We start from the raw sequence: 21,074 nt of genomic DNA on the forward strand, positions 1-21,074 counted from the left end.
GCCAACGCTTCGACCTAGGACGGTCCATGCAAGAGCGAGGATCGAAAGTTGCTCACGAGCTTCCGCAAATCCGAGGCTGCCGCATAAGCTGCGGGTATCACCAACAATGTCAGGAAGGTAGATGTCGTGAGACCGCCGATAATGATGAATCCCATGGGGTTTCTCCATTCCGCAGCGTCTGACTGTGCCAATGCGACGGGCATCATTCCGAAAACGGCAGCCAGCGCGGTCATGAGGACTGGTCGCAGCCGTTCCGGCGCGGCATCGCGCATGGCCGCAGCAGCATCTTTGCCAGCATCGCGGAACTGGTTGGCGCGATCGACAAGCAGGATGCCGTTTTTCATCACGATACCCATAAGCGCAATCATGCCGATTTGCGCAAACAAGCTCATTTCCTGACCTGCTGCCCACATGAGAAAATACGCGCCCGAGAAGGACAGCGGCGCGGTGAGCATGATGATGATCGGTTGCCCGAAGCTGTTAAACTGGCTTGCGAGGACAATGTAGAGTGCGACAATCGCTAAGATGAAGGCAAAGATAATGGCCTCGCTCGTTTCAGCGAGGCGGCGCGCTGTGCCTTCCATTTGGGTAGACAGTCCAGCTGGCGGTGGGTTGGCGGCAAGCAAGCCCTCTAAATCCGAGACGGCCACGCTCAACGGAACACCCGGCGCGGTATTGGCGAGCACCGAAATCTGGCGCGATCGATCAATGCGTTCGATTTCTGCGGCGTTCAGCGTGACATCAATGTCGGCAATTGCTGCCAAATCGACCAGACTGCCCTGCGCTGTCCTGAGGGGCAGCGCCTCTATGTCGCTCAATCGCTGTCGCTCGCTTTCCTCCAACCGGACCCGAACGTCGTAGCGGCGTCCACCCGTCTCGAACGTCCCGGCATCGCTCCCGCCTACGAGTGTCCGCGAAGCTGCCGCAAGGTCGCGCGCAGAAATACCGAGATCCGCCGCCCGATCACGGTCGAGCGCGATCTGCAACTCAGGTCTGCCACCCTCATATGTGGAGCGCACGTCTACGAAATCAGATCGCGCGGACAGCTCGCTTTCGAGCCATTGCGCGTAGCGATTGATTGTGGCGGTATCCGGCCCTGTGATGATCAGCTCTATCGCGGTCTGTCCGACCCCGGCACCGGAAACCCACGGGACTTCCTCCACCGCGACTTGGCGTGCCTTCGGGACTCCGTCGAGTGCTGCCTGGCGTGCGAAGGTCATTATATCGTCTTGCGTCACGTCGCGTGACCGTTTGTGCGAAAGGCCGACATAGATATCGAGCTCGTTGATCTTTGGATTGGTCCCGCTGCCCGCACTGACAAAAACGAGTTCGACTTCGGGATTTTCGCGCAGAGCGGCATCCACCTGCTGCGCTGCATCCTTTGCCCCGGCTATCCCTGTGCCGAGCGGTAGCTTGATCGTGACGAGAAATTCCGAGCGGTCCGTAGTGGACATGAATGTGCTGGGCACGAGCGCCGCAAAAACCCCCCCCACGAATACGCTGGCAAGGGCGCCGCCTAGTACGACGTAGCGGCGGCGGATCGCCCAAGATACGAGCCTTTCGTAGCGTTGTCGCATCCCGACATGGAATCGCTCTATGCGTGCGAACCAGCCGCTCTCCTTTTCTTCGGGACGCAGCAACCGGGCCGAAAGCGCGGGTGTGAGCGTGAAGGCAACCAGCATCGAGACGCTGACGGAGAAGACGATTGCAAGACCGTATTGAAAGAAAAAGCGGCCAACTATTCCTTCCATAAACGCGATTGGCACGAACACTGCCAAAGTCGCAAAAGTTCCAGCCAGAACAGCCAACGCAACCCGCTTAGTGGCTGCGTGAGCCGCTCCAGTTGCGTCAGCACCTTCATCGACATCATTTTGAACTGCTTCGACGACGACGATCGCGTCATCGACCAGCAGGCCGATAGCGACCGTCAGCGCTAACAAAGTGACCATGTTGATCGTGAAATCGAACGCCGCAAAGGCAATGAAGCTTGCGACTATCGAAGTGGGGATCGCCAGCAATACTATGATCGTAGCGCGCCAACTGAGAAGGAAAAGGAATGTCACCGCGACCACCAGAACCACGGCAATTAACAGGTCGAACAGCACGTCTCCGATGGCCTGTTCGATGAAGCGAGAAGTGTCGCGCGCGATGACGAAGGTGACGCCTTCTGGTGCCGAAGCTCGCAGCTCCTCAATGTCGGCGCGGATGTGTTCGGCGACGGCGACTGTGTTCTCACCGCTTTGCTTGCGGACTTCAAGAACAACGCCTGGTTCACCGTCGAGCTGAGCATAACTGGCCTCGTCTTCAATCGAGTCTTCTACCCGCCCGACGTCGCCGATCCGAACGGTTTGGCCATTGGGTCGATAGGCGATGGGTATGGCCGCGAATTCTGCCGCGCTATCCGCTTCGGCGAGTATGCGGACACCGAATTGGCGCGCGCGCCCCTCGGTGACCAACCGACCACCCGGCAGTTCGGAGTTCTCGCGCTGAATTGCGCCGAGTACGTCGTCCGCAGTCACTCCGCGAGCGCGCATCGCGGCTGCATCGAGCCAGATACGCATTTCCCGCTTGCGTCCGCCGACCAGCTCGACTGAACCGACGCCGGGGACGCGCTGTAAACGCTCCTTGACCTCCTCGTCTGCGAAAGCGGTCAAGTCACGAGCGGGCATGTCCCCCGACATGAGAACCGAGAGAATAGGCGCGGCATCGGGATCGACCTTTTCGATGACCGGTGATTCGGAATCGGCAGGCAGATCGGCTCCAAGCCGCGACATTTTGTCGCGCACCTCCTGCGCTTTCACATCGGCATCTTCCTCGAGTTCGAATTCGAGATTGACGATGCTCACACCCTCCGCACTGGTCGACCGCATCTGACGCAATCCCGCAATGGTATTGAGCTGTTCCTCGACAATGTCGGTAACTTCGGTCTCCACGGATGCGGGCGAGGCGCCAGGAAGCGCCGTCGTTACTGAAACGTATGGAAACTCCACCTTTGGGAAAAGGTCGACGCCGAGCCGATTGAACGAAACAAGTCCCAGCACCACGAGCGAGGCGATCAGCATCGTAGCGAAGACGGGGCGCCGGATCGATACGTCAGCGAGCCACATATCAGTCTGCATCGCTCATTTGGCGGGACTCTACTGTTTCACCGTCACGCAAAGTCGAAGGCGGATCGAGGACCAATTCATCCCCTGCGGCCAAGCCTGAAAGAATGCGCACCCGATCAAGATCGATGCTCTCGAAAGTAACTTCGCGCCCATGTGCCTTCCCGTTTTCAACAATGAAAACGTGCGCGGCAGCACTATCGCCACGGATTGCGGTTCGAGGGAGGATTATCGCCGAAACGGGTGGGACGTTGATTTCAGCGCGAGCCCCCAAACCTGAGCTGATGCGATAATTTGGATTGGCAATCGGCAGCCGCAATTCGACCATCCGGCTCTCAGGGTCGACCCGGTCGTTGATAATATAGACTATGCTATCAATCGGCTCGTCGAACCCTTCGATGTAGACGCGAGCGGGCATATTTCGCCGAAAGGCGTCAACATATTCCTGTGGCGCGTTCACGATGGCGGCGACCGTTCCGAGCTCCTGCAATTGGAGCGCTGCTGATTGACCGCCCATCGAAAAGCGGTTGTTGAGGTAGACCCCTTCATCGACCAACCGAGCGGTAACAACGCCATCGTAAGGCGCTCGCGTGATGGTATCAGATAACGCTTGCTGCGCGGTGCCGAACACTGCCTGAGCCTGCGTTTTTTGCGCTCGTGCAACGGCAAGTTCCGTTTCGACCGCATCGACCTGCGCGTTTGATACAAAACCCTTAGGTGCAAGCGCAATAACGCGCTCGTAGCGCCGTTCTGCCTCGATCGCTCGGGCGCTAGCTAGATCGACGGCGGCCTGCGCTTCGGCGACGCGCCGCTGGTAATCAGCCTGACGGATACGAAAGAGTGGTTGGCCCCGCGATACCCTGTCGCCGACCTTTACGAAAATGCGCTCAACCGGCCCCTCTGCGAGCGCTCCGATCGAACTGCTTTGCTTGGCTGCAATGGTGCCGAATGCTTTTACTGGTTCTGCGAGCAATTCGGGTTCGACGACCATTGTCTGAACTTTGCGCGGACCTGACTGCGCGTCTTGCCCCGCCTCGCTTCCGTCCACGCCACCTGAGCATGCAGCAAGAGCCAAACAGAAAGCCGTTAGGGTGGCGCGCGCTAACATATGTAGGCACCCCTGCCGCTGGCGATCAGTTTGCCGTCCGGTCCAACTATCCGGCTTTCGGCAACCGAGATTTGCCTTCCGACCTTGACCACCTGACCCGTCACAATGAGGGGCCCAGAAGTCGCCGGGCGATGATAATCAACGCGCAGGTCGGCTGTCACCTTCGCTGTCACACCTTGCGACAGCAATGTGTAGAGCCCTGTGAGGTCAATCAGCGATGCCAGCACGCCGCCATGAGCTGAACCGATCATCGGGTTCGAGATAATCTCTTCGCGCCACGGCATTTCGAGCTCAATCTGCTCGCTAGAATACGATTTTACCGTCAGACCGAGCCATTGATGAAACGGAGCAATCCGCAACAGCTCATCAAGACGTTCGCAATCGATTGGACCGTGCTCCTTGCTCATGCTGTAGTTCCTTGGGGAGAGTGATGGCGGGTCAGAAAATCGAGGATCGCTTCCGAAAAGGCGTCGTTGGCGTCTCCCACCACCATATGCGTGGCATCTGCGATGTCGGAATATTCGGTGTTCGGGACCAGGTCGCGCAAATGCGCCACCGCCTCTTCGGAAACCAGATCGCTCGATCCGCCGCGAATGAGATGCACTGGTAACGAAAGCCGACTGGCCGCATCGCTCAGCGCATCGAATTGCCGATCCTGATGAGCCGGATCGCTTCGCTTCGTGGTCATGATGTTACGGATAAAGGCCGGGTCCCAGTGCCAGTAGTAGCGGCCATCATCCTTTTTGCGCAGGTAGCGCCGCAGTCCCTCTCCAGCCCCGCGCTTGCGGCGATGCGGCATGTACCTCGCGATGATTCCCGCCGCTTCTTCAGGTGAAGAAAAGCCGGTATCGACATGCTGTTCCATGAAACCGACCACACGCATCACGCCGCCCGGCTCCATGCGCGGGGCAATGTCTACAAGGGTCAGGGAAGCGAAAGTGTCTGGCGCGAGATAACCCTCGGCGATGATCCCGGCCAGTCCCCCCAGCGAAGCACCAACGAGTGCTGGTTTGCACTCCATGCCTGATGCAATCGCTACAAGATCGGAAGCGAAGTCGCGAATATCGTATGCTCCGCTCGCAGCCCAATCGCTCTCGCCATGACCGCGCATATCAATCGCAATTGTGCGGTAGCCAGCTTCGGCCAAATCACCTGTTACGCGCTTCCACGCACGGCGCGTCTGCCCGCCGCCATGTGCGAGCAGGACGGGCATGGCGTTGTCGCCACCAATCACTTCTGCGGCAAGGGAGAGTCCTCCCGCTCCATGAATTTTGGTGGTCAAAATCTCCATATCGCAAGCCACTATATTGTAAATTGATTTACAGTAAATGACTTTATCTAAGTCGATGCTGTGTTAAGGTGCCTTGCATGGCAACAAAGCTCGACCACGATCCCGATGAAAAAGCGGCGCCATTCCTGACCGATCAAGACCGGTTGGTTTTTCTGTTGGAAGAGCTCACGCGACGATTGCGCCGTACCTTCGATTCCTCACTCGAGCAGTTTGGACTCACCCGCACCCAGTGGCGTGCGTTAGCCTATCTCTACCGGACACCCGGCATGACCCAGACCGAATTGGCCGGTCAATTGGAGCTGGAGCGGGCAAGCATCGGGCAAGCGATCGACCGGCTAGAAGAATTGGGCTTGGTCGAACGGCGCAGCGCCAAAAACGACCGCCGTGTGTGGCAGGTGCACCTGCGATCCGCTGCAATCGACTTGCTTCCGAAAATGCGAGTCGAAGCGGATCAGGTCTATGCGCGCCTGCTCACAGGAATAAAGGACGAGGACTTGGAGGCATTCAAGTCTACTTTGGCCGCAATGCAGCGCAATTTGGGCGATGCCTAAAGGGCCCAGCGGTCGCCGCGAGAGAAGGTAACTTTACCAGCTGTAGTCGACGCCAACGCCGAAGAATGGCGGTAATTCCAATTACCCATCTATATCCGCAATTGGGTCGGAGGCGGAAGGTCCGCTTTTTGCGAAACCAGCGCCGAAAGCCGACCGTCAACTAACGGCCCAAGTCCTGCCGCTACAAGGCTCGGCCAAACCAGATAACCCGGCCCACCACGTGAACTTCCGACCGATCCATGTCGTGCCAGGTAGGGTAAGCCGGATTGTCGCTGGCAATGGTGATCTGCCTACCATTTGGCTTGATAGCGATCCGCTTCACGACGAGGGTATCATCAGAACGAAGGACGTAGATCCCGTCTCGCAGTCGCGAGCCGTGATCTGAAGCATCGACCAGAACCTCGTCACCATCACTGAGAGTGGGCTCCATCGAGTCACCCTTGACGCCGACGATCGACAGGCTGGCGCTCTTGGCCGAAGTCAGGTGCCGCAGCCACCGCTCATCGAACCCGAACCGGGTGTGTGCAGTCTCACTAGCAGCTACCGCGCCAAAGCCGGCGGATGCCTCCACATCGAGTACGGGGATCTCGACCATGCCATCGGTGACCGGATTAGCCGGACCACCGAGCACTTGCTCGTCGACACCGAAGAAGCAGGCAAGCGTCTTTCGATCCTCGTCATCGAGCTTTCTTGGAGAGCCGCGCCTGATGAACTGTTGTACATAAGCGGGATTGCGGCCGAGCAGCCGCGATATCGAGGCGTAGCCATATCCGCCCTTGAGAATCAGCCGGTCGAGCTCTTCCCTGACATGTTCCATCTGTCTGTCCTTCGAATCTCAATCGTAGGAATTTTCCTAGACTCGCGGATATGATCTTACTAAGAACATAACAGGAACACAAGGGATTTGCGAGTCGGAGCGAAAGGGTCATGACCTTGCTGGAACGGATCGAAAAGCATCTGAAAGATCATCATATTTCGGCTACACGCTTCGGCAGGCGCGCAGTCGGTGATCCTCGATTCGTACTCGACCTCCGGCAAGGACGAAGGCCGCGTCGACGAACGCTAGAGCGGCTGGAAGCCTATCTGCAGTCAGTCGAGGCTGGAGATCCCAACAGTTCCATCAGGAATGGGACTTGCGCGCGGCAAGTTGCTCATAGCGACGGACCACAACCTGCCAGAGTCTTGCCCCGTTCTGCTCGCCGTCCTCGCATAGCTGATCGATCTTCGACGCAATAAATTTTCGAGTCTGCAGGCCAAGATAGCGTTCTCGCTTTCGTGATGCTTCTTGTCTATTTTATCAGCGATCTGTTGGGACGATTTAGAGGTGAGAGCGCCGATTTACCACTGAAGGAGAATGAGCGATGAGCGATCCAGACAACAATCCCACTGGTGGCAAGCAGGACTGGGAAGGTCTTCGTGAAGTCGACCGGGCCATCGCCGAGAACCGTCTCACTTCCTACACCTGGAAAAAGACTTGGGCTGACCCTTGGGGACGGCTCAAGTTGATTGCGATTTTTGCTGCATTGGCAGCTTTTGTCGTGTTCGTAATTGTGCACGACGTCATCCTTTAGCAGCCTACCATTCCTTAACATCGTCTGCCGCTTCGGCCGAGGCTCCCTTCGCATCGCGGGTCTTGCCATCGAGGTAGCCTTTCACGGTCCCGATCCGTCGATCTCCCTGTTGCTGCACCCGATCGACATCACGGGCGATGTCTTCACGTTCGCTGGACGGGGCGCTCAGGCTTCCCGGCACACCGTCAAGCCGCACTGATCCCCGGACGCTCTCGGCGCTGCTCGCCGAGGGCCGAGCGATGGACGCAGAGGCCGGCAAGACCAGGTCGCCCGAGATCTCGGCATTGAGCTGGTCCGCATAGCCTTCGACGAACCGCGCCTGAAGCTGCTGGCCCCGCACGCTCATCTGGAAGTCGATGTCGTCAAAGCGCACCGGACCGTAGTAATCCCGGTTAGCCTCGATCTCCGCCATGCCCCATTCGCGATAGGCCTGGCTGAGGTTGAGAGTGCCTGCGGCATTGGCACTCTCGTACCAACTCGCCTGGTTCTCGAGGCGGCTGGCGATCTCCTCGGCTCGGCGCGCTTCGCGGGTATAGCTCTGCGCTTCGGTGATCGACGTGGTAATCCCGGCCGAGCTGCTTGACACCAGCGCCTCCGAACTCGAACTCGTTTCGCGCAGGAAGCCTTCGCGCGTGCTCGACCAGCTGCGACTGTCCGAGATCTGGCTCAGCGCGCCCATGATGCGCGAGCGATCCTCGGAGGCGATCCCGATATCACTGTCGGTCCAACTCTGGTTGCGTCCTCCCTTAACACCTATGCTCGCCGAGCCAGCGCCTTTTTCTCCCTTCAGTCCTAGAGCGCCATCCCCGTTCAAGAACCAAGATACGGTGATGTCATCGGCCGCGCGGCGCGACAGCCCGAATTGCTGCTGAAGTGTCTTCGAGGCGTTGTCGACCTCGCTGAAGGCGCTGCCGATGCTGTCGCTCGTTGACGTGCCACTGACGCTCTCGTTCGAGCGCGAGCGGGTGTACGCATCGCGTAGCTCGCTGAAGCGGGTGACAGCCGAACTCGTCGACTGCTGGGCAAGGTTCGAGAAGGTCTCGCTCTGGCCGCGGCTCTGGCTCGCCATGGTCGCAAGCCGGCTCGAGAAGTCCTGCCCGAGTGTCGGGGTGAACGGATAGCTCGAGGTCGGCACGGTGGCGAATTCGGCTTGAGGGAAGCCGGTGGTCTGGGTGCCGTTTTCGCTTGTGGCTCGCGTCTGCGCGGCGCCGTAGCCAATGTTGGGAGCGAGGCTGGCTTGCGCAAACTGCCGCGAAAACACGTTCGAGTTCTCAAGGCTGGTATTCCCGAGCGAAACATTGCCGGTGCTCGCTTCGCGCGCCGCCTCTTCTGCCGCGTTCTGGCTCGGATTGAGGTAGCTCGTTGCCTGGCCCGATATTGCGAGCGCGCCCCTGGCGACGCCGCCTGCAAGGAACGGTATCGATGCGACGAGGTAGCCGGCCAGGATCCCGATATCGTTGTTGACGTCGGTCATGCCGGAGAAGGTCGCGAGGCTGAGCCCGCTTGCGCCGCCCGCTGCCGCCACATCGCTCGCGCCCTTGAGCATCAGGATCATGTGCAGGATGACGAACAGCGGCCCCCAAGCTGCCAGATAGAAGAAGCCCGTGACGTATCCTTTGAGCGCGATCGGTCCGGTCTTGGGCATCAGGAACAGTGGGAAGAGCACCGGAAAAAGCGCGTAGAATACGACCGTCAGGACGACATTGAGGATCGGGACCCACTTCATCGCGTTATGCGCGATCGAAGAATAGGTCCGTTCGGTCTGGATATCGGCGCGGGTCAGCGCGAACACATCGACGCTCGATGCGCCGCTAGCTCCGGCAAATCCATGCATCGCCTGGTTCATGGCGTTGATGGTCAGAACTTGGCGGAAGATGCTGCTTGCATCCTTCGAGACGCCGGTGAGGTATTGATAGGCAATCGGCAGGTCGGCGATGAGCTTGGCCTTCGCGAGCGCTTCGGTCTGCCGGGGGTAGAGCTGGCGCCCGGCGACCTGTGTCATCTCATCGATAAGCCCGGCCCACTGGTTGGAGAGCGCAGTGTATGCTTCGCGGCAGGTGATGATCGTGGCCGTGACGCTATCGTCCGCCTGCCGGGTGAGGAAGCGCTGCGCACGCGCGGCACTGCCGGGCGCAATGGTCGCCCAGATATCGTTGCTCTCCGACAATTCCTTCATCGAGTAGCGACCGAGCAGCAGGTCGTAGAATACGCATTGACGGACATGTTCGTCGAAATTGGCGGCAAATTCGGGGTCGGCAATGCGCAGGGACCGCGTCGCTTCGAGCAGGCGCGCGCCGTAAATCATGCCGTTCTTCGAATAGTTGAGATCGTCGGGAAGGCCGAAGACGAGCTCGGCGGAACGGGTTAGGTAGTCGCCCGCTTGGCTGGTAAAGCTTGCCATGAGCGCTAGGCCCAGCGGGACATTGGCGACCGTGGCCGGTGCAAGGCTCGGATTGACGCGGTCGGTGACCTGCACATCCATGCGCGGAACCATCAGGCACATGTAGATGAGAGTCGCGCCGAGGAACCAGTTGAGCCAGGCGCGCCAGTCCTGGTTGAACGCGACGACAATGACCGCAAGCGCCATGCCCAAGACCAGCGCCACCTGGATCAGGCTCTTGTAGCCACCGGCCCCGGTCCACGCGGCGACGGCGTTCAAGACATTGACGATGTACTCACCGCCGCCGGTTGTGAAGATTTCGACCATGGCGCTCGACTCAGGGAATAATCGAGCGCGACTGGAGGCCGCGTGACCAGTCGAGCGCTGCGGACATCGAGGGCGACATCGAAGCGGCGAGCGCGTTCTCGATCATCGCGGTCTTCTCGATGATCTGCATGATCGCCGAGACCTTGGCCTGTCCAGTAGCCTGCCTCTGGACCAGGCCAGAGCGCACTTCGGCGACCTGGCCGCGCCAGATCGCAAGCTTGGCTTCATCGGCGGCGATGAAGCTCGCCATCGAGCGACCGGCTTCCGAGACGATCCGGTCGAGGATGGCATAGAGCAGATCGATGCTGGCGATCTCGGCGAGCGTTTCGCGGTCGTCGGTCGGCATGCCGCGTCCATAGGCGGCCTGGACGGTAAGGATCTTGTACAAGGGGACAGCGGCGACCTGCAGCAGTTCCTTTTCGGCATTGCCGATCGCGGTGTCGGCCCGGATCGCATCGACCATGTTCCCGATGAGGAGCGCGACCCGCGGGCGGATGGCCTTTGCATTCGATAGGCTCATCTGCTCGAAGGTGGGATTGAGGCAGAGATCGGTCTCGTCGCAGCGGAAAACGCGCACGGTCTGGCCCTGCGTCCCGTCTAGGAGCGCGCTTACGAGCGTCGAGGACGCGTCGCCCGCGAACGGCACGAACTTGCCGGGTTCATCATCCTTGGGCGGCACGTAGATGACCGTGCCAATCAGCGTCATGGCGTATTCGGCTAGTTCGCGGTCAAAGGTACCACCCGGATTGAAGAAGGCGCTCTTTTTCAGGACGTGCCAGGTGTAGTTGCGCGGCACGCCGGGATTGACGTCGGCATAGTCGGTACCGGCGCCCTCGTTGGTCGACGCGCGCTGGCCGCGCGTGCCGCAGCCGTGCTTGGCGGCCGCATAATCGGTAAAGATCCCTTCGGAGTTCCCGATCGCTTCGCAGATCGCCTTGTCGGCGAGATCGCCCTTGGGCCACAGTCCGCCGACCAGTCCCTGCGCCATCTCGCAGGAGTTGATCGAGAGATTGTTCATGAGCTGAGCCTTCTGGCTAAACTCCTGCATGATCTTGTTGCACTCTGGGCACACGGTATCGATCGCCAGGCTGAACGCGAAGCCGACCGCGTTGTTGGCAACGGCCTTCAGGAGCGCGACCATCTCGCTCGCGTTGATGAACGAAAAGGAGCCGGCAAAGATATCGATGCCGCCGCAGCCCGCCCTTGCGCGCGGCAGCTGGAGATTGGCGATGTTGGTCGTCTTCTGAGGGAAGCGCGTCCAGACATTGCCGAGGCTGTAATAGCCTGCCGACTGGCCTTCGAAGGCGGTCGGGCCGGTGACATTCGCCGCCGCCCCCATGTCGTCCATGAAGCGGTCCATGCTGTCGCCAACATTCGCGGCGACCGGTGAGGCAACCATGCTGGCGGCGGCAAGGGTCAATGCCGCATTGCGGATGCTAGTAATCATGTCCGGCTTCCTTGGAGGTGAGAAGGTAGATGCGGTACTGCAGCTCGTCGGCCGAGAGCACGCCGTAGCCGATCGGAATCGGGCGTTTGGTCACGCTGTCCCACAGCACCAGAGCGGGGGTGGCTTTGCCTTCGAGACCAAGCTTGCCGCGCTGGTTCGTCTCGACCCGATAGTCGGGAAAATGCCGGGATGGACCGCCATCGGTGGAGATCGCGCGCACGGTGATCCGCCAGCGGTCGGCGACGCCCTTCACGATCGGGCTCATCACTTCGCACGGTCCGCAGGTCGAACTGAAGAAATAGAAAAGGCCGTAGCGCTGCGAGAGCGTTGCCATGACGTGATCGCGCTCCGCGCTGCGGGCATCCTGCCACTGCTTCTTGGCGACCGCTCCGACGGGGCGTTCAAGCGTGTAGTCGAGGTCCGGGTCCTGCCAGATCGCCCGCTGCCAGACATCGGAGAACAGCGAGGCGCGGTCGAGCTGCGCGCGCTGGAAGCGGATATAGGCCGCTACATTGGCCTCGGTCGGATAGAGGATCGCGCGCGCCTTGAGTTCGCGAAGCTCGGAGGTGATCGCGTCGAGTTCTTGGCTGGCCGCGATCTGCTCGGCTTCAGGCTGTTGTGGCTCTTCAATGGGAGCGGGCTTCACGCAGTAGAACCAGTAGCCGAGCCTACGCTCTTGGCAGTAGAGCGCGTCGGCAGCGGTGGTCGATCTTGTGTCCTGCCGCTCCTGCGCCTGGGCCGAAGTGGTGGGCAGGGCAGCTATGCCGAGCGCGAGCGCCGTTAGGTGATGCAGATGGGTCATTGGCCGCCCCTTGCGTAATAATCTTCGATCCTCTGCTGGATGAGGATGCTGGTCTCGAGTTCGTCGGGAAGTCGGGCCGCGTCGGTGAACTCGGCATAGACTTCGCTGAAATCCATCCGGCTGAGGTCGAGCCGGGCAAACTCGTCGAGAGTGAACCCCTCACATTGCTCTTCTTTGGGCTTGTCCCATGGCTTGGGGAGCTGGCGACGTCCCTGTTCCTGCAGGATCCGCGAGAGCTTGGACTCAAAGCAGCAGTAGACCTTCTTCTTGGTGAGGCAGACGCCGAGGAACTTGTCCGAACAATAGGTCCCCACATAGGCGCACAGCCCCTGCGCATCGCGCTGGTGGAGTAGCACTTCCTCGCGATCGCAGCCGAGCGCAACCAGCAGGCTGATCCCCGGAATGAGCGGGAAACCCTTGCCCTTGCAGCAGTTGAAGACGCCGAAGACCTTGGACGAGCAGGTGTTGCGCGTGCCGCGGAACAGCGTCAGCGTGTTCGGATCGAACTGGCCGCGCGCCTCGTCCATGGCGTGCAATGCGACCGCGGCATCCTTGAACTCATCGTTGGCGGTGCGCTCGATCGTCTCGCAGCTGCCATCGATGCAATAGACATCGCCGTCGCAGACATATTGGGTGGAACTGTCAGTTCCGGGGAGGGGGCATTCGTAGATGCGCTCCCAGGTCTCGCACGGGTCTTCGTCGGTTAAGCAATCCTCGCCGATGAACCGGCAGGTGCCATGGCTTTCGATGTCGGAACAGTCGCTCGCCGCCTCGCGCGATGTGCAGGTGTAGCTGCGCTGCCATTCCCAGCAGGGCCGCGTAACCGAGACACCGTCGATCACGCGGGTCTGCGGATCGGCATCGGTGCAGATCTCATTGTCGAGCGTGCAATCGCCATTATCGGCAAATCCGGTGCACTGGCTCTCGTCGGAAAAGGTATCGATCGAGTTGTCCGTGGTCACCGCATAGGGCGTGTAGCGCGCATCTGGAGTGTCGCATGTGATTTCGGCGATGGGGTCGCCAGGTTCGGTGCAGTATCTATAGAACTGGTCCTGCCGCCACTGGAGGCAGGGGCCGGGCCGATACCCGGTGATCCGGCACGAGCCTCCATCGAATGCCGAGCACCAGGGATATCCATAGACTGTGCTGGTCTCATTGCAGAGATAGTGCCATTGCTGGCGCCGGGTCACGCTGGCAACGAGCGGCACCGCGCACTGACCCACCGACTGGTCGATCCGCGTGCCGGTGTTGCAGGTCGCGGTGTAGGTCCCTGCCGATCCGGACCCGGGCGGCAGCGGCACGCAATTGCCCTGACCGCCGGAGATATCCATGCCACTGGTATAGTCGAGCGGGGTCTCGTTGATGGCGAGGCTGCGCGCGATAACGTCCTCGATCTCACTTGGATCGAAGCGCGCGCGATTGGCCACGCTGTCGCGCACCGCCCGATAGCCCTGGTGTCCGGTGGCAGCGGCTGCCGCGCTACTTTCGATCCGGTCGGGATCGTCGGCGAGCGTTTCGAGGTCACGCACGGCATTGCGATCGTAGTTGGGGAGGGTGGATGCGTCGGGCTGCGACCTGGCAGCTTCTTGCGCTTCGCCGCGCAGGCTTTCGCCGAATGCCTTGCCATCGGCCCGCGCGTCCTGCTGCTGCGCGGAAAGGGGCGCGGCTATGGCAAGAAGGGCGAGCAGTCCTATGCGAAGCGATTGTGTGAGCCTCATGGCCGTTCTCCTTCGAGGCGACGAAGGTGGAGGCGAGCGAGTTGTGCTCCCGGACCGCCTCCCGAAGCAAAGGTGTCGAGCACTTCGGCCACGCTGATATTGCCCGCAAGGCGGTCGTGCGGCGGCAGGACGTCATTGCAGTCGAACCCGTCGCACGGGGCAAAATCGCTCGCGATCATCACGAAGCTCGGGGCAACCTTGATATCGAAGGCGCGGAACAGGCGCGGGTCGATCCCGAGCGCGTCGGCATCATCGCTATCGCTCCAGATAGCGGCGATGCGCTTCTTGAAGCGCGCGCTGTCGCCTTGGGGGAATCCGCGCAGCACGGTGACGCCGCCGGCCCTCGAGACATCGCGAACCAGCGCCTTCAATGAGGGCTCGGGCATTGCTAATGAGGCAAAAGCGATGAACCGGGGCGTGTCGCCCATCGCTGCGACTTCCGCATCGGCCTGGGCGCGGATCATGCCATCGATATCGAGCGGCCCGGCATTCGCGGTCGCCTGCGCAGTCTCGGCATAGGCTGCGCGATTGTCGAAAGCCGTTTGCTGAGCGGCGCGCGCGTCGTCTGCGAGGGCATTCGCTTTTGTCCTGACCGATGTGGCGAGAGCCTCGGCGTCGGCGGCATGTTCGGCCGCGCGCGCGCGGATCTCAGCCAGGTCAAGGTCGGGCCCGGCATCCTGCGCAGAAGCTGCGGCAAATCCGGCAGCGATCACGAGGCTCAGCCCAACGAGTAGGGGGAAGGCGTTTCTCATAGCGCGCAGCAATTCCTCTTGCGCCAGACGAGGTATCCCATGTCTTCGCCGATGGCGGGGATGACCTGTCCGGGGGACTGGAAGGTGGTGGAGGCACCGACGGGCGGGCAGGCGTAGCGGCCCTTCGTCGCCGGATTGGGATTGGTGGCCTGGAAGCGGTATTGCTGCTTGCGCATCACCGGCATGAGGTACTTGCCGCACAGACCCTTCGAACCCATCGTCCCCCACGAGACCAGCTCGCGGTGGAGCTTGTAAGCGAAGCGCGAGAGCACGAGCCGCGAGGCCTGCACATGTCCGATCGAGGCCGAGACATTGCCATTCATCGGGTACATCGAGCCCTGGCAGCCTGCGCACCAGAACATCTCGTCGAGCGGCAGGTTCGCGGTCGATGCAGCGCAATCCGCAGCGCAGGCGGCGAGCGCCAGCGGGTTGGCGAAGAGCACCGCTTCAGGGTTGATGATCGCGGTGAGCTCGCTGTCCTGCCACAGCGGATCGATCTCGGAGATGTAGAGGATGTCGATCGAGCCCGGCTCAAGGCACAGAAAATCGGCGACGATCTCCATCCAGTAGATCAGTGGATAGGCATACCAGTGGACGTGCCAGCTCGAATAATACTGGCTCGCGCCGCCCACCGCCGAAGGACCCGAGATCGAGCGAAAGCCGATATCAAAGCCGGGATCGAGCTTCATGCCGCCCAAATTGACGAAGCACCACGGCTTCATGCTGACATCGGCGAGCCGCACCGGCTCCCAGAACCCCATCGCGATGCCAGGGCGAAGCCCGCACAGGCAAACGGGCAGATCGGGATTGTCGGGATCGGGGCGATTGCTCGGCCAGATTTCGAGCCCGCCGACCGATATCGGGAACAGGCACGACCAGCAGATGTCGGTGATGGGGTTGACGAATTGCCCGGTGCACTTGCCCGGACCGGCATCGGCCGAAGCTGGTGATGCGAAGACCAGCGACAGCATCGCCGTGAAGAGTACGAGGAAGGCGCGGATTCCGGTCATGGCTGTGCCTTCCGGCGCGACAGCGCAATCTCGCTGACTTCGAGGACGCGCCCGTTCTGGCGCACCCGCGCGGGAACGGCCTTGATGCCGAATTTTTGCGTCAGCTTGCCGCCCTGGTCGAAATAGAACCTTCGCTGGCGGGCCTTCATCAGCTCGAGCGGCGCACCCTTGACGAGGATCAGCTTGGCATTGACCTCTTGCCTCAGCGACCAGGCGACCTGCGCCGGATCGTCGCCGTCGAGAAACAGGAGGTCGCCGCGCAGCTTGACGCTGTCGAGCGGGTTGACCCTCGTTCCGGCAGCATGGATGAGCTCGCCTTTGGCCCCGCGGATATCGGCAGCAAGCGTGATCGTCGGGTCGAACGCCCAGCTGCGGCTTGCGCTTGCGCGGATCACGCCGGCAACCGGATCAGGCCGGTTGACGCGGGCGATCGTGCGACGCTTGAGTTCCTCGTTGAGCCGCGCGGTCTCGCCCGACTTTTCCATCTGGGCGAGGCGCGTATGGATCTGTTCCAAGAGATCGCGCTCGATCACGGGGAAGACCGCGCCGCGCTGGCCGTAGTCTCGTGCCTGCAGGCTGGCAGGGAGCGCAGCGAGGAGAAGCGCGCCAAGCGGAAAGAGGGAGCGCATCACAGGATCGCCCTCCCGCTGCCAAGGATTTGTCCGCGGCACACGAAGCCGATGGCACCGTAGCGGCTGTCGAGCCCGCGGGGATGGCTGGTGCCGGTGTAGTAGCAACCTTCCGGTATTGCGCCTTCGGGACCGCGCGCGAGCGGCACGCCAAGGCGGGTGACCTCGAGCAGGCTCGCGACCTGCTTCCCGTTGATGAAGACCGCATCGCCCTCGTGGCGCACGACATCGCCCGGCATGCCAAGCACGCGCTTGCCGAACATCTGCGGTCCTTTTCCGAAATGCCTTTCGACCAGCTCGCTTTGCGGCGGCTCGAAGAAGATCAGGCTGCCGCGTTTGATCGGCGCGTGCTTGTCGAGCCAGAACGCCCAGTTGGGCAGGCTCGGGCTCGCATTGATGAGGAACGCGTGGTCCTTGCTGAAGGCATCGAGCGGCGCCCAGGCGAGCGGTAGCAGGACCAGCCCCGAGAGCAGCAGCGTACGGAGGATCGAGCGGGTCAGGCTCATGGCTGCTTCTCCCCGGCGAGCTGGTCCGCAATGCGCTGCTCGAGTTCGGGGGTTGCGTCTTCGGCAGCGCCCGCGAGCACGGCCTCGGCAACCAGCACCACGCGGCCGTCATGGCCCATGTCGGCAACGGCGCTTTCGGCGGCCTTGAGGTAGGCAAGGCTAGCCGCCTGGACGACCGCCGGATCGGCATCGGCGCGCGCGGCCTCCTCGACGAATGTCCCGATGGTCTCGGCAAGCCGGACCGTGACGATCCGCTGCTTGGGCGCGGCAGTGACTTGCTGCGTAATCCACGCACCCCACAGGAGCGCGGCAACGAGCACCGCTAAAGCGAGGAGTTTCGGGCCCAGCTGGCGCAGCGGGAGGTTCAGTCTATCCATGGCGAGGAGATCCTTCGGAGAGGCGGCGATCGAGGCGGTGCAAGAAAGCCGGCAATCGCAGCAGGGCGAGGCCGCCAGATGCGATGAGGAATGCGATCTGGAGGTCCTGGGCAAAGAAGCGGCGCGCGACCGGTTCAGCGGTGCGGTAATGGTCGGCAAGATTGCCGAGCTGCGCGAACAGCGCCGTGAGATCCCAGCCTGCTACAGCCAGGAACACGAACAGCGGCAGGCCGAGGACCAGCAGCAGCGTGCTCGCCGCGAAGCTTGCCGTTTCGATCAGCACCAGGCAGGTGCCCTGGAACAGCGCCAGCCAGTCGATCACACGGTGCTTGTCGCGGGCTTGTCTGACTGACGGAAGCGGCACGCGATCGACGAGCGTGGTGGTCTCGAGCACCATCACATGCCTCCTTCCACACCTGCGACCAGCGCGACTGCGCGCTCCAGCGGCATGCCGTTTTCGACATGGCGGTGGATTGCGGCATAGGTGTCAGGATCGGAGGAGAAGATCGTCGCGGAGAGTGGGTCGAGCACCAGGCGTCCAACGGCTTCCATCTCGGGACCTTTGAGGTAGATCTCGCTGTACTCGGTGCCCGAGCGCTTGAGGCTGCGGATCAGCGTCTCGGTCCGGTCGTCCATGTCGAGCCGGGCCTCCTTGCGGAAATCGGCGATGGTCTCGGGCTTCTGTTGGAGCACCAGCATCCAGTCGCTGTTTTCGAGCGCGGCGCGCGCACCATCGGACTTGTAGTAGTCGTTCAAGGACTGAGTCGCGGTCGCAAGCGCGCCGCCATATTTGCGCGCGGTGCGGGCATAGGTCTCGACGAACTCGCCCATCGAACCGCCCTTGAGCATCGCCCAGGCCTCGTCGATCAGCAGCAGCTTCTTGGTCGAGCGCGACGAGCGCGTCATCGCCTGACCGGTCATGAACATGATTGCCGAGAGGACAACGCTTCGAAGCTCCTCGCGGGACGCGAGGTCGCTCATCTCGAAGACGGTGAAATCGTCTTCGAGCGCGAAGCTCGCTTTCCCGGAGAAGAAGCCGGCGTAGCTGCCACCGCGGCAGAAGGGCGCGATCGCGGTAGCGAGGTCCTTGCCCGCCTCGTTGTCGCTCTGATGGAGTGCATGCGCGACGTCGTCGATCGCGCCGCCGCTGCCGAGCGTATTCCAGACCTGGGTCACTGCAAGATCGATCAGCCCGCGCTCGGTGTCCGAGGGGGCGGCGCTTGGCCGCGCCATCTGGCCGACGATCGCTTTGATCATCGCAAAGCAGTCGAGCTGGTAATCCTCGTCTTCATGCGCGCGGGCATCATCGACCATTGAGAATGGATTCAAGGAGAAGCCCGAGGCGAGCGTAAACTCGACAAAGCGGCCGCCTTGCAGCTTGACCGAATGCTCAAAACTGCGTCCGTCATCGATCACCACGACCTTCGCGCCCGCGCCGCGTAGCGCTGCGCACAGTTCCTGCAGGAGCACAGACTTGCCCGAGCCCGACTTCCCGCAGATCGCGATGTTGTGGTTGCCCGCCGCGTTCTCGAAGGGTGACCAGAAGAAGGGCTGGCCGCGCCGGCCGAGAAGCAGCAGGTGCGGGATAGTGCCGCCGAGATACTCGCCCTGCAGCGGGGCGATATGGGCCGCGGTGGTCGAGAGCATGGTCCGGAAGCGCTTGAGCCGAGCAAGGTCGTGGACAAGCCCGTCGGCGAGGCTCAGCGGGAAGGCCGCGACGAGACCCTGGAGCTGGAGAAAGCGCTCGTCGGCGAGGTCCCAGCCGGCTGCCTTGTAGATAGCCTTGACCGTGCGCTCATGCGCATCGCCTTCGCCGAGCGGCGAGATCGTGGTGAGACCGTAGAACAGCTTGACCAGCTTCTTGCCCGCCTGGAGCTCGGCCTGGACATGTCTCCATTCTGCCGACTGCTCGGACAGTTTAGGCAGGAAACGTGCGCTCTTCGTTTCCGACAGGCTGGTGGTGCGCATGAACTTGTAGCCTGCGCGCGCCGAGGCGGCTTCCTGGTCGGGATAATGCAGGCACAGCATGGTCGCAGCCGGGCAGGGAAAGCGCAGCTTGTCGGTGAACATGTCGCCGATGAGCCGCGCGCATTCCCACGGTGCCCAGCGCTCAGGGGTAGAGCGCACGCCGTAGTGGCGCACATCGAAGCGATCGGGATAGCACTCACCCATTTGCGGCACGCCGTCGCGGCCGCGTCCGGTTTCGCGGAAGCGCTCGGTGCGCAAGATCAGCCGGTCGTCCTCGACCTCGAGTTCGATATCGCGGCGGATGGCCTGCGCGTCGAGCGTGTCCTCGCGGTTCCAGTGGGTGAGATCGGGTTCGCGCGCTGTCGTCGGCGAGGTGAGTTCGTCGACCAGTGCGAGCAGGCCTGCGGGCTCGAGCCTGTTCGATGCAAGGCCGAGCGAGTTCAGCATGCCTGCCATCCCGTCGCGGCATTCGGTGAGTTCTGCATCGGTGACGCTTCCGGGCACCGGAACGCCGAGCGAGAGCACCAGACGCACTTGGCGTGCATGAAACGGCGCGTGTGCCGAGCCCGAGTTCCAGACGAGATCGTAGAGCCGGTTGGTGCGGGCTTTCGCAATCGCTTCGTAGATCCCGCCCTGCTCGTAGCGCGGCGCGAACCAAGGGCCGACGATGGCGCCGATGCGCGGGGACGCGAAGTTCAGCACCTGCAGGCAGGCGCCTTGCGGCAGGCTCTCGGAGAAGAACTGGCCGAGGATCTCACCTGTCCGCTCGTCGGCGCCGATGAGCGGGGTGACTTCGAGAATGAAGCCCTTCGAGTGCGCGTTGCGGTAGAGCCCCGGGCCCTCGTCATAGACGCGGTACGGAAGCCAGTCCGACAGCATGTCGAGCGCGAAACGCGGCTGCGCATGGTCGCCCCTTTTCGCATCGCCGAACAGGCCAGCGAGAAGCGCGTCGCGCGCAGAGGATAGCGAGAGGTTCACTTGGGCTCTCCTTCGGGCAGAACGGGGTGGGGCACCTGGCCGGGGGAGGGGGGACGACCAGGTGCCCCGGGGTCCGGCGCTTTGGCGCCGGGCAGCTCCGTCAGATCCTGCGAGGGGATGACCAGGACATCGGGAGGCTGCTGGGGGGACGGATTGGAAAGCTGAAAAGGAATTGCTTCTGCGGCGGCGGGCGGGGCGACTTCTGCTTCAGCCGGACGCGCCAGTGCGCGAAGCACGTCGCCGGTCGAACGCGGCGCGCGCCAGCGCTCGGCAGCGCGATCGGGCAGCACGACATGAACAACCCGGGCCTCGTGGATGCGGCCCGCCCCGTCGCGGTAGCCCGCAACAACGATCCGCAATCCGCGATCACCGGCCCTGTGCGCTCCCGCAGAGGCATGACCGGACCGTTCTGCCTGTGAAACGCGGGTCGCGGTATCGTCGATCATCGAGGTCGGCGCGCAGCTTCCCTCCGGTGCCCGGCAGGAAAAGTCGCCCTTGACGTTGCCGCCAAGCGTCGCACAGCCGGCGATCATCAACGCGAGAATTGCCGTCGCT

20 protein-coding genes are annotated in these 21,074 nt (G+C 61.9%); 2 read left to right on the top strand and 18 right to left on the bottom strand.

Annotated elements, in window-relative coordinates; translation table 11 throughout:
• Positions 1-14: 14 nt before the first annotated feature.
• The 4 genes from HQR01_RS07790 to HQR01_RS07805 all read right to left on the bottom strand — a co-directional run bounded on the left by HQR01_RS07790 (position 15) and on the right by HQR01_RS07805 (position 5,503).
• Positions 15-3,119 carry an efflux RND transporter permease subunit gene (locus HQR01_RS07790; RefSeq protein WP_173214044.1) on the bottom strand — a complete coding sequence of 1,035 codons (3,105 nt, stop codon included), beginning with the start codon at positions 3,117-3,119 and terminating at the stop codon, positions 15-17.
• Entirely contained in the window at positions 3,109-4,095 is a 987-nt protein-coding gene (locus HQR01_RS07795) for an efflux RND transporter periplasmic adaptor subunit (RefSeq protein ID WP_173214046.1), read from the bottom strand. Before HQR01_RS07795 ends, HQR01_RS07790 begins: the two co-directional genes overlap by 11 nt.
• A 110-nt stretch (positions 4,096-4,205) precedes the next feature.
• Complete coding sequence (locus tag HQR01_RS07800) at positions 4,206-4,619, bottom strand: hotdog fold thioesterase (protein ID WP_173214048.1); 414 nt, start codon at positions 4,617-4,619, stop codon at positions 4,206-4,208.
• Positions 4,616-5,503, bottom strand: a complete 888-nt coding sequence (locus HQR01_RS07805; RefSeq protein WP_007163783.1) for an alpha/beta fold hydrolase — start codon at positions 5,501-5,503, stop codon at positions 4,616-4,618. The genes HQR01_RS07800 and HQR01_RS07805 overlap by 4 nt, the downstream gene beginning before the upstream one ends.
• A 77-nt stretch (positions 5,504-5,580) precedes the next feature.
• On the opposite strand from HQR01_RS07805, the gene HQR01_RS07810 reads away from it, so the two are divergent.
• Positions 5,581-6,054 (top strand): MarR family winged helix-turn-helix transcriptional regulator, encoded by a 474-nt coding sequence (locus HQR01_RS07810; RefSeq protein ID WP_173214050.1) that lies wholly within the window; start codon positions 5,581-5,583, stop codon positions 6,052-6,054.
• A 181-nt stretch (positions 6,055-6,235) separates the two neighbouring features.
• Here the strand turns inward: HQR01_RS07810 and HQR01_RS07815 are convergent, their stop codons facing one another.
• Positions 6,236-6,871: a S24 family peptidase gene (locus tag HQR01_RS07815; protein ID WP_173214052.1), complete on the bottom strand. Its 636-nt coding sequence runs from the start codon at positions 6,869-6,871 to the stop codon at positions 6,236-6,238.
• 303 nt (positions 6,872-7,174) lie between these two features.
• Positions 7,175-7,306 (bottom strand): DUF6961 family protein, encoded by a 132-nt coding sequence (locus tag HQR01_RS15415; RefSeq protein WP_371815550.1) that lies wholly within the window; start codon positions 7,304-7,306, stop codon positions 7,175-7,177.
• Positions 7,307-7,415: 109 nt separating this feature from the next.
• Here HQR01_RS15415 and HQR01_RS07820 point away from each other — a divergent pair, with 109 nt between their 5' ends.
• The gene (locus HQR01_RS07820) at positions 7,416-7,625 is read left to right on the top strand and encodes a hypothetical protein (protein WP_173214054.1); all 210 of its coding nucleotides are present in this window, start codon (positions 7,416-7,418) and stop codon (positions 7,623-7,625) included.
• A gap of 4 nt (positions 7,626-7,629) precedes the next feature.
• On the opposite strand, the gene HQR01_RS07825 is transcribed toward HQR01_RS07820, so the two are convergent.
• From HQR01_RS07825 to HQR01_RS07880, 12 genes are read right to left on the bottom strand one after another with little or no spacing between them, the layout of a single operon-like run.
• Entirely contained in the window at positions 7,630-10,332 is a 2,703-nt protein-coding gene (locus tag HQR01_RS07825) for a conjugal transfer protein TraG N-terminal domain-containing protein (RefSeq protein ID WP_173214055.1), read from the bottom strand.
• Positions 10,333-10,342: 10 nt separating this feature from the next.
• Positions 10,343-11,779: a conjugal transfer protein TraH gene (locus HQR01_RS07830; RefSeq protein WP_173214057.1), complete on the bottom strand. Its 1,437-nt coding sequence runs from the start codon at positions 11,777-11,779 to the stop codon at positions 10,343-10,345.
• Complete coding sequence (locus HQR01_RS07835; RefSeq protein ID WP_173214059.1) at positions 11,769-12,581, bottom strand: conjugal transfer protein TraF; 813 nt, start codon at positions 12,579-12,581, stop codon at positions 11,769-11,771. The genes HQR01_RS07830 and HQR01_RS07835 overlap by 11 nt, the downstream gene beginning before the upstream one ends.
• On the bottom strand, positions 12,578-14,299 hold the full coding sequence (locus HQR01_RS07840; RefSeq protein ID WP_173214061.1) for a conjugal transfer protein TraN: 1,722 nt from the start codon (positions 14,297-14,299) through the stop codon (positions 12,578-12,580). Before HQR01_RS07840 ends, HQR01_RS07835 begins: the two co-directional genes overlap by 4 nt.
• Entirely contained in the window at positions 14,296-15,051 is a 756-nt protein-coding gene (trbC, locus tag HQR01_RS07845) for a type-F conjugative transfer system pilin assembly protein TrbC (protein ID WP_173214062.1), read from the bottom strand. Before trbC ends, HQR01_RS07840 begins: the two co-directional genes overlap by 4 nt.
• Complete coding sequence (gene traU / locus HQR01_RS07850; RefSeq protein ID WP_173214063.1) at positions 15,048-16,061, bottom strand: conjugal transfer pilus assembly protein TraU; 1,014 nt, start codon at positions 16,059-16,061, stop codon at positions 15,048-15,050. Before traU ends, trbC begins: the two co-directional genes overlap by 4 nt.
• On the bottom strand, positions 16,058-16,690 hold the full coding sequence (traW, locus tag HQR01_RS07855; RefSeq protein ID WP_173214064.1) for a type-F conjugative transfer system protein TraW: 633 nt from the start codon (positions 16,688-16,690) through the stop codon (positions 16,058-16,060). The genes traU and traW overlap by 4 nt, the downstream gene beginning before the upstream one ends.
• A complete protein-coding gene (locus HQR01_RS07860; RefSeq protein WP_173214065.1) occupies positions 16,690-17,196 on the bottom strand; it encodes a S26 family signal peptidase in 507 nt (168 codons plus the stop codon). The genes traW and HQR01_RS07860 overlap by 1 nt, the downstream gene beginning before the upstream one ends.
• Positions 17,193-17,573, bottom strand: coding sequence for a TrbI F-type domain-containing protein (locus tag HQR01_RS07865; protein ID WP_173214066.1), 381 nt, complete (start codon positions 17,571-17,573; stop codon positions 17,193-17,195). Before HQR01_RS07865 ends, HQR01_RS07860 begins: the two co-directional genes overlap by 4 nt.
• Positions 17,566-17,970 carry a hypothetical protein gene (locus HQR01_RS07870; protein ID WP_173214067.1) on the bottom strand — a complete coding sequence of 135 codons (405 nt, stop codon included), beginning with the start codon at positions 17,968-17,970 and terminating at the stop codon, positions 17,566-17,568. The genes HQR01_RS07865 and HQR01_RS07870 overlap by 8 nt, the downstream gene beginning before the upstream one ends.
• On the bottom strand, positions 17,970-20,519 hold the full coding sequence (traC, locus tag HQR01_RS07875) for a type IV secretion system protein TraC (protein WP_173214069.1): 2,550 nt from the start codon (positions 20,517-20,519) through the stop codon (positions 17,970-17,972). Before traC ends, HQR01_RS07870 begins: the two co-directional genes overlap by 1 nt.
• A complete protein-coding gene (locus tag HQR01_RS07880) occupies positions 20,516-21,052 on the bottom strand; it encodes a hypothetical protein (protein WP_173216235.1) in 537 nt (178 codons plus the stop codon). Before HQR01_RS07880 ends, traC begins: the two co-directional genes overlap by 4 nt.
• Positions 21,053-21,074: the final 22 nt, after the last annotated feature.

It is taken from the genome of Erythrobacter mangrovi, from assembly GCF_013260645.1.
GTDB classification, from domain to species: domain Bacteria; phylum Pseudomonadota; class Alphaproteobacteria; order Sphingomonadales; family Sphingomonadaceae; genus Qipengyuania; species Qipengyuania mangrovi.

What these genes read in the sequence shown, in the direction of transcription:
- HQR01_RS07795 (WP_173214046.1), bottom strand. Translation starts at nt 4,095, where the DNA reads ATGGTCGTCGAACCCGAATTGCTCGCAGAACCAGTAAAAGCATTCGGC.
- HQR01_RS07825 (WP_173214055.1), bottom strand. Translation starts at nt 10,332, where the DNA reads ATGGTCGAAATCTTCACAACCGGCGGCGGTGAGTACATCGTCAATGTC.
- HQR01_RS07860 (WP_173214065.1), bottom strand. Translation starts at nt 17,196, where the DNA reads ATGAGCCTGACCCGCTCGATCCTCCGTACGCTGCTGCTCTCGGGGCTG.
- HQR01_RS07840 (WP_173214061.1), bottom strand. Translation starts at nt 14,299, where the DNA reads ATGAGGCTCACACAATCGCTTCGCATAGGACTGCTCGCCCTTCTTGCC.
- traU (WP_173214063.1), bottom strand. Translation starts at nt 16,061, where the DNA reads ATGACCGGAATCCGCGCCTTCCTCGTACTCTTCACGGCGATGCTGTCG.
- HQR01_RS07815 (WP_173214052.1), bottom strand. Translation starts at nt 6,871, where the DNA reads ATGGAACATGTCAGGGAAGAGCTCGACCGGCTGATTCTCAAGGGCGGA.
- HQR01_RS07830 (WP_173214057.1), bottom strand. Translation starts at nt 11,779, where the DNA reads ATGATTACTAGCATCCGCAATGCGGCATTGACCCTTGCCGCCGCCAGC.
- HQR01_RS07800 (WP_173214048.1), bottom strand. Translation starts at nt 4,619, where the DNA reads ATGAGCAAGGAGCACGGTCCAATCGATTGCGAACGTCTTGATGAGCTG.
- HQR01_RS07820 (WP_173214054.1), top strand. Translation starts at nt 7,416, where the DNA reads ATGAGCGATCCAGACAACAATCCCACTGGTGGCAAGCAGGACTGGGAA.
- HQR01_RS07790 (WP_173214044.1), bottom strand. Translation starts at nt 3,119, where the DNA reads ATGCAGACTGATATGTGGCTCGCTGACGTATCGATCCGGCGCCCCGTC.
- HQR01_RS07835 (WP_173214059.1), bottom strand. Translation starts at nt 12,581, where the DNA reads ATGACCCATCTGCATCACCTAACGGCGCTCGCGCTCGGCATAGCTGCC.
- HQR01_RS07810 (WP_173214050.1), top strand. Translation starts at nt 5,581, where the DNA reads ATGGCAACAAAGCTCGACCACGATCCCGATGAAAAAGCGGCGCCATTC.
- traW (WP_173214064.1), bottom strand. Translation starts at nt 16,690, where the DNA reads ATGCGCTCCCTCTTTCCGCTTGGCGCGCTTCTCCTCGCTGCGCTCCCT.
- trbC (WP_173214062.1), bottom strand. Translation starts at nt 15,051, where the DNA reads ATGAGAAACGCCTTCCCCCTACTCGTTGGGCTGAGCCTCGTGATCGCT.
- HQR01_RS07865 (WP_173214066.1), bottom strand. Translation starts at nt 17,573, where the DNA reads ATGGATAGACTGAACCTCCCGCTGCGCCAGCTGGGCCCGAAACTCCTC.
- HQR01_RS07870 (WP_173214067.1), bottom strand. Translation starts at nt 17,970, where the DNA reads ATGGTGCTCGAGACCACCACGCTCGTCGATCGCGTGCCGCTTCCGTCA.
- HQR01_RS07805 (WP_007163783.1), bottom strand. Translation starts at nt 5,503, where the DNA reads ATGGAGATTTTGACCACCAAAATTCATGGAGCGGGAGGACTCTCCCTT.
- HQR01_RS07880 (WP_173216235.1), bottom strand. Translation starts at nt 21,052, where the DNA reads ATGATCGCCGGCTGTGCGACGCTTGGCGGCAACGTCAAGGGCGACTTT.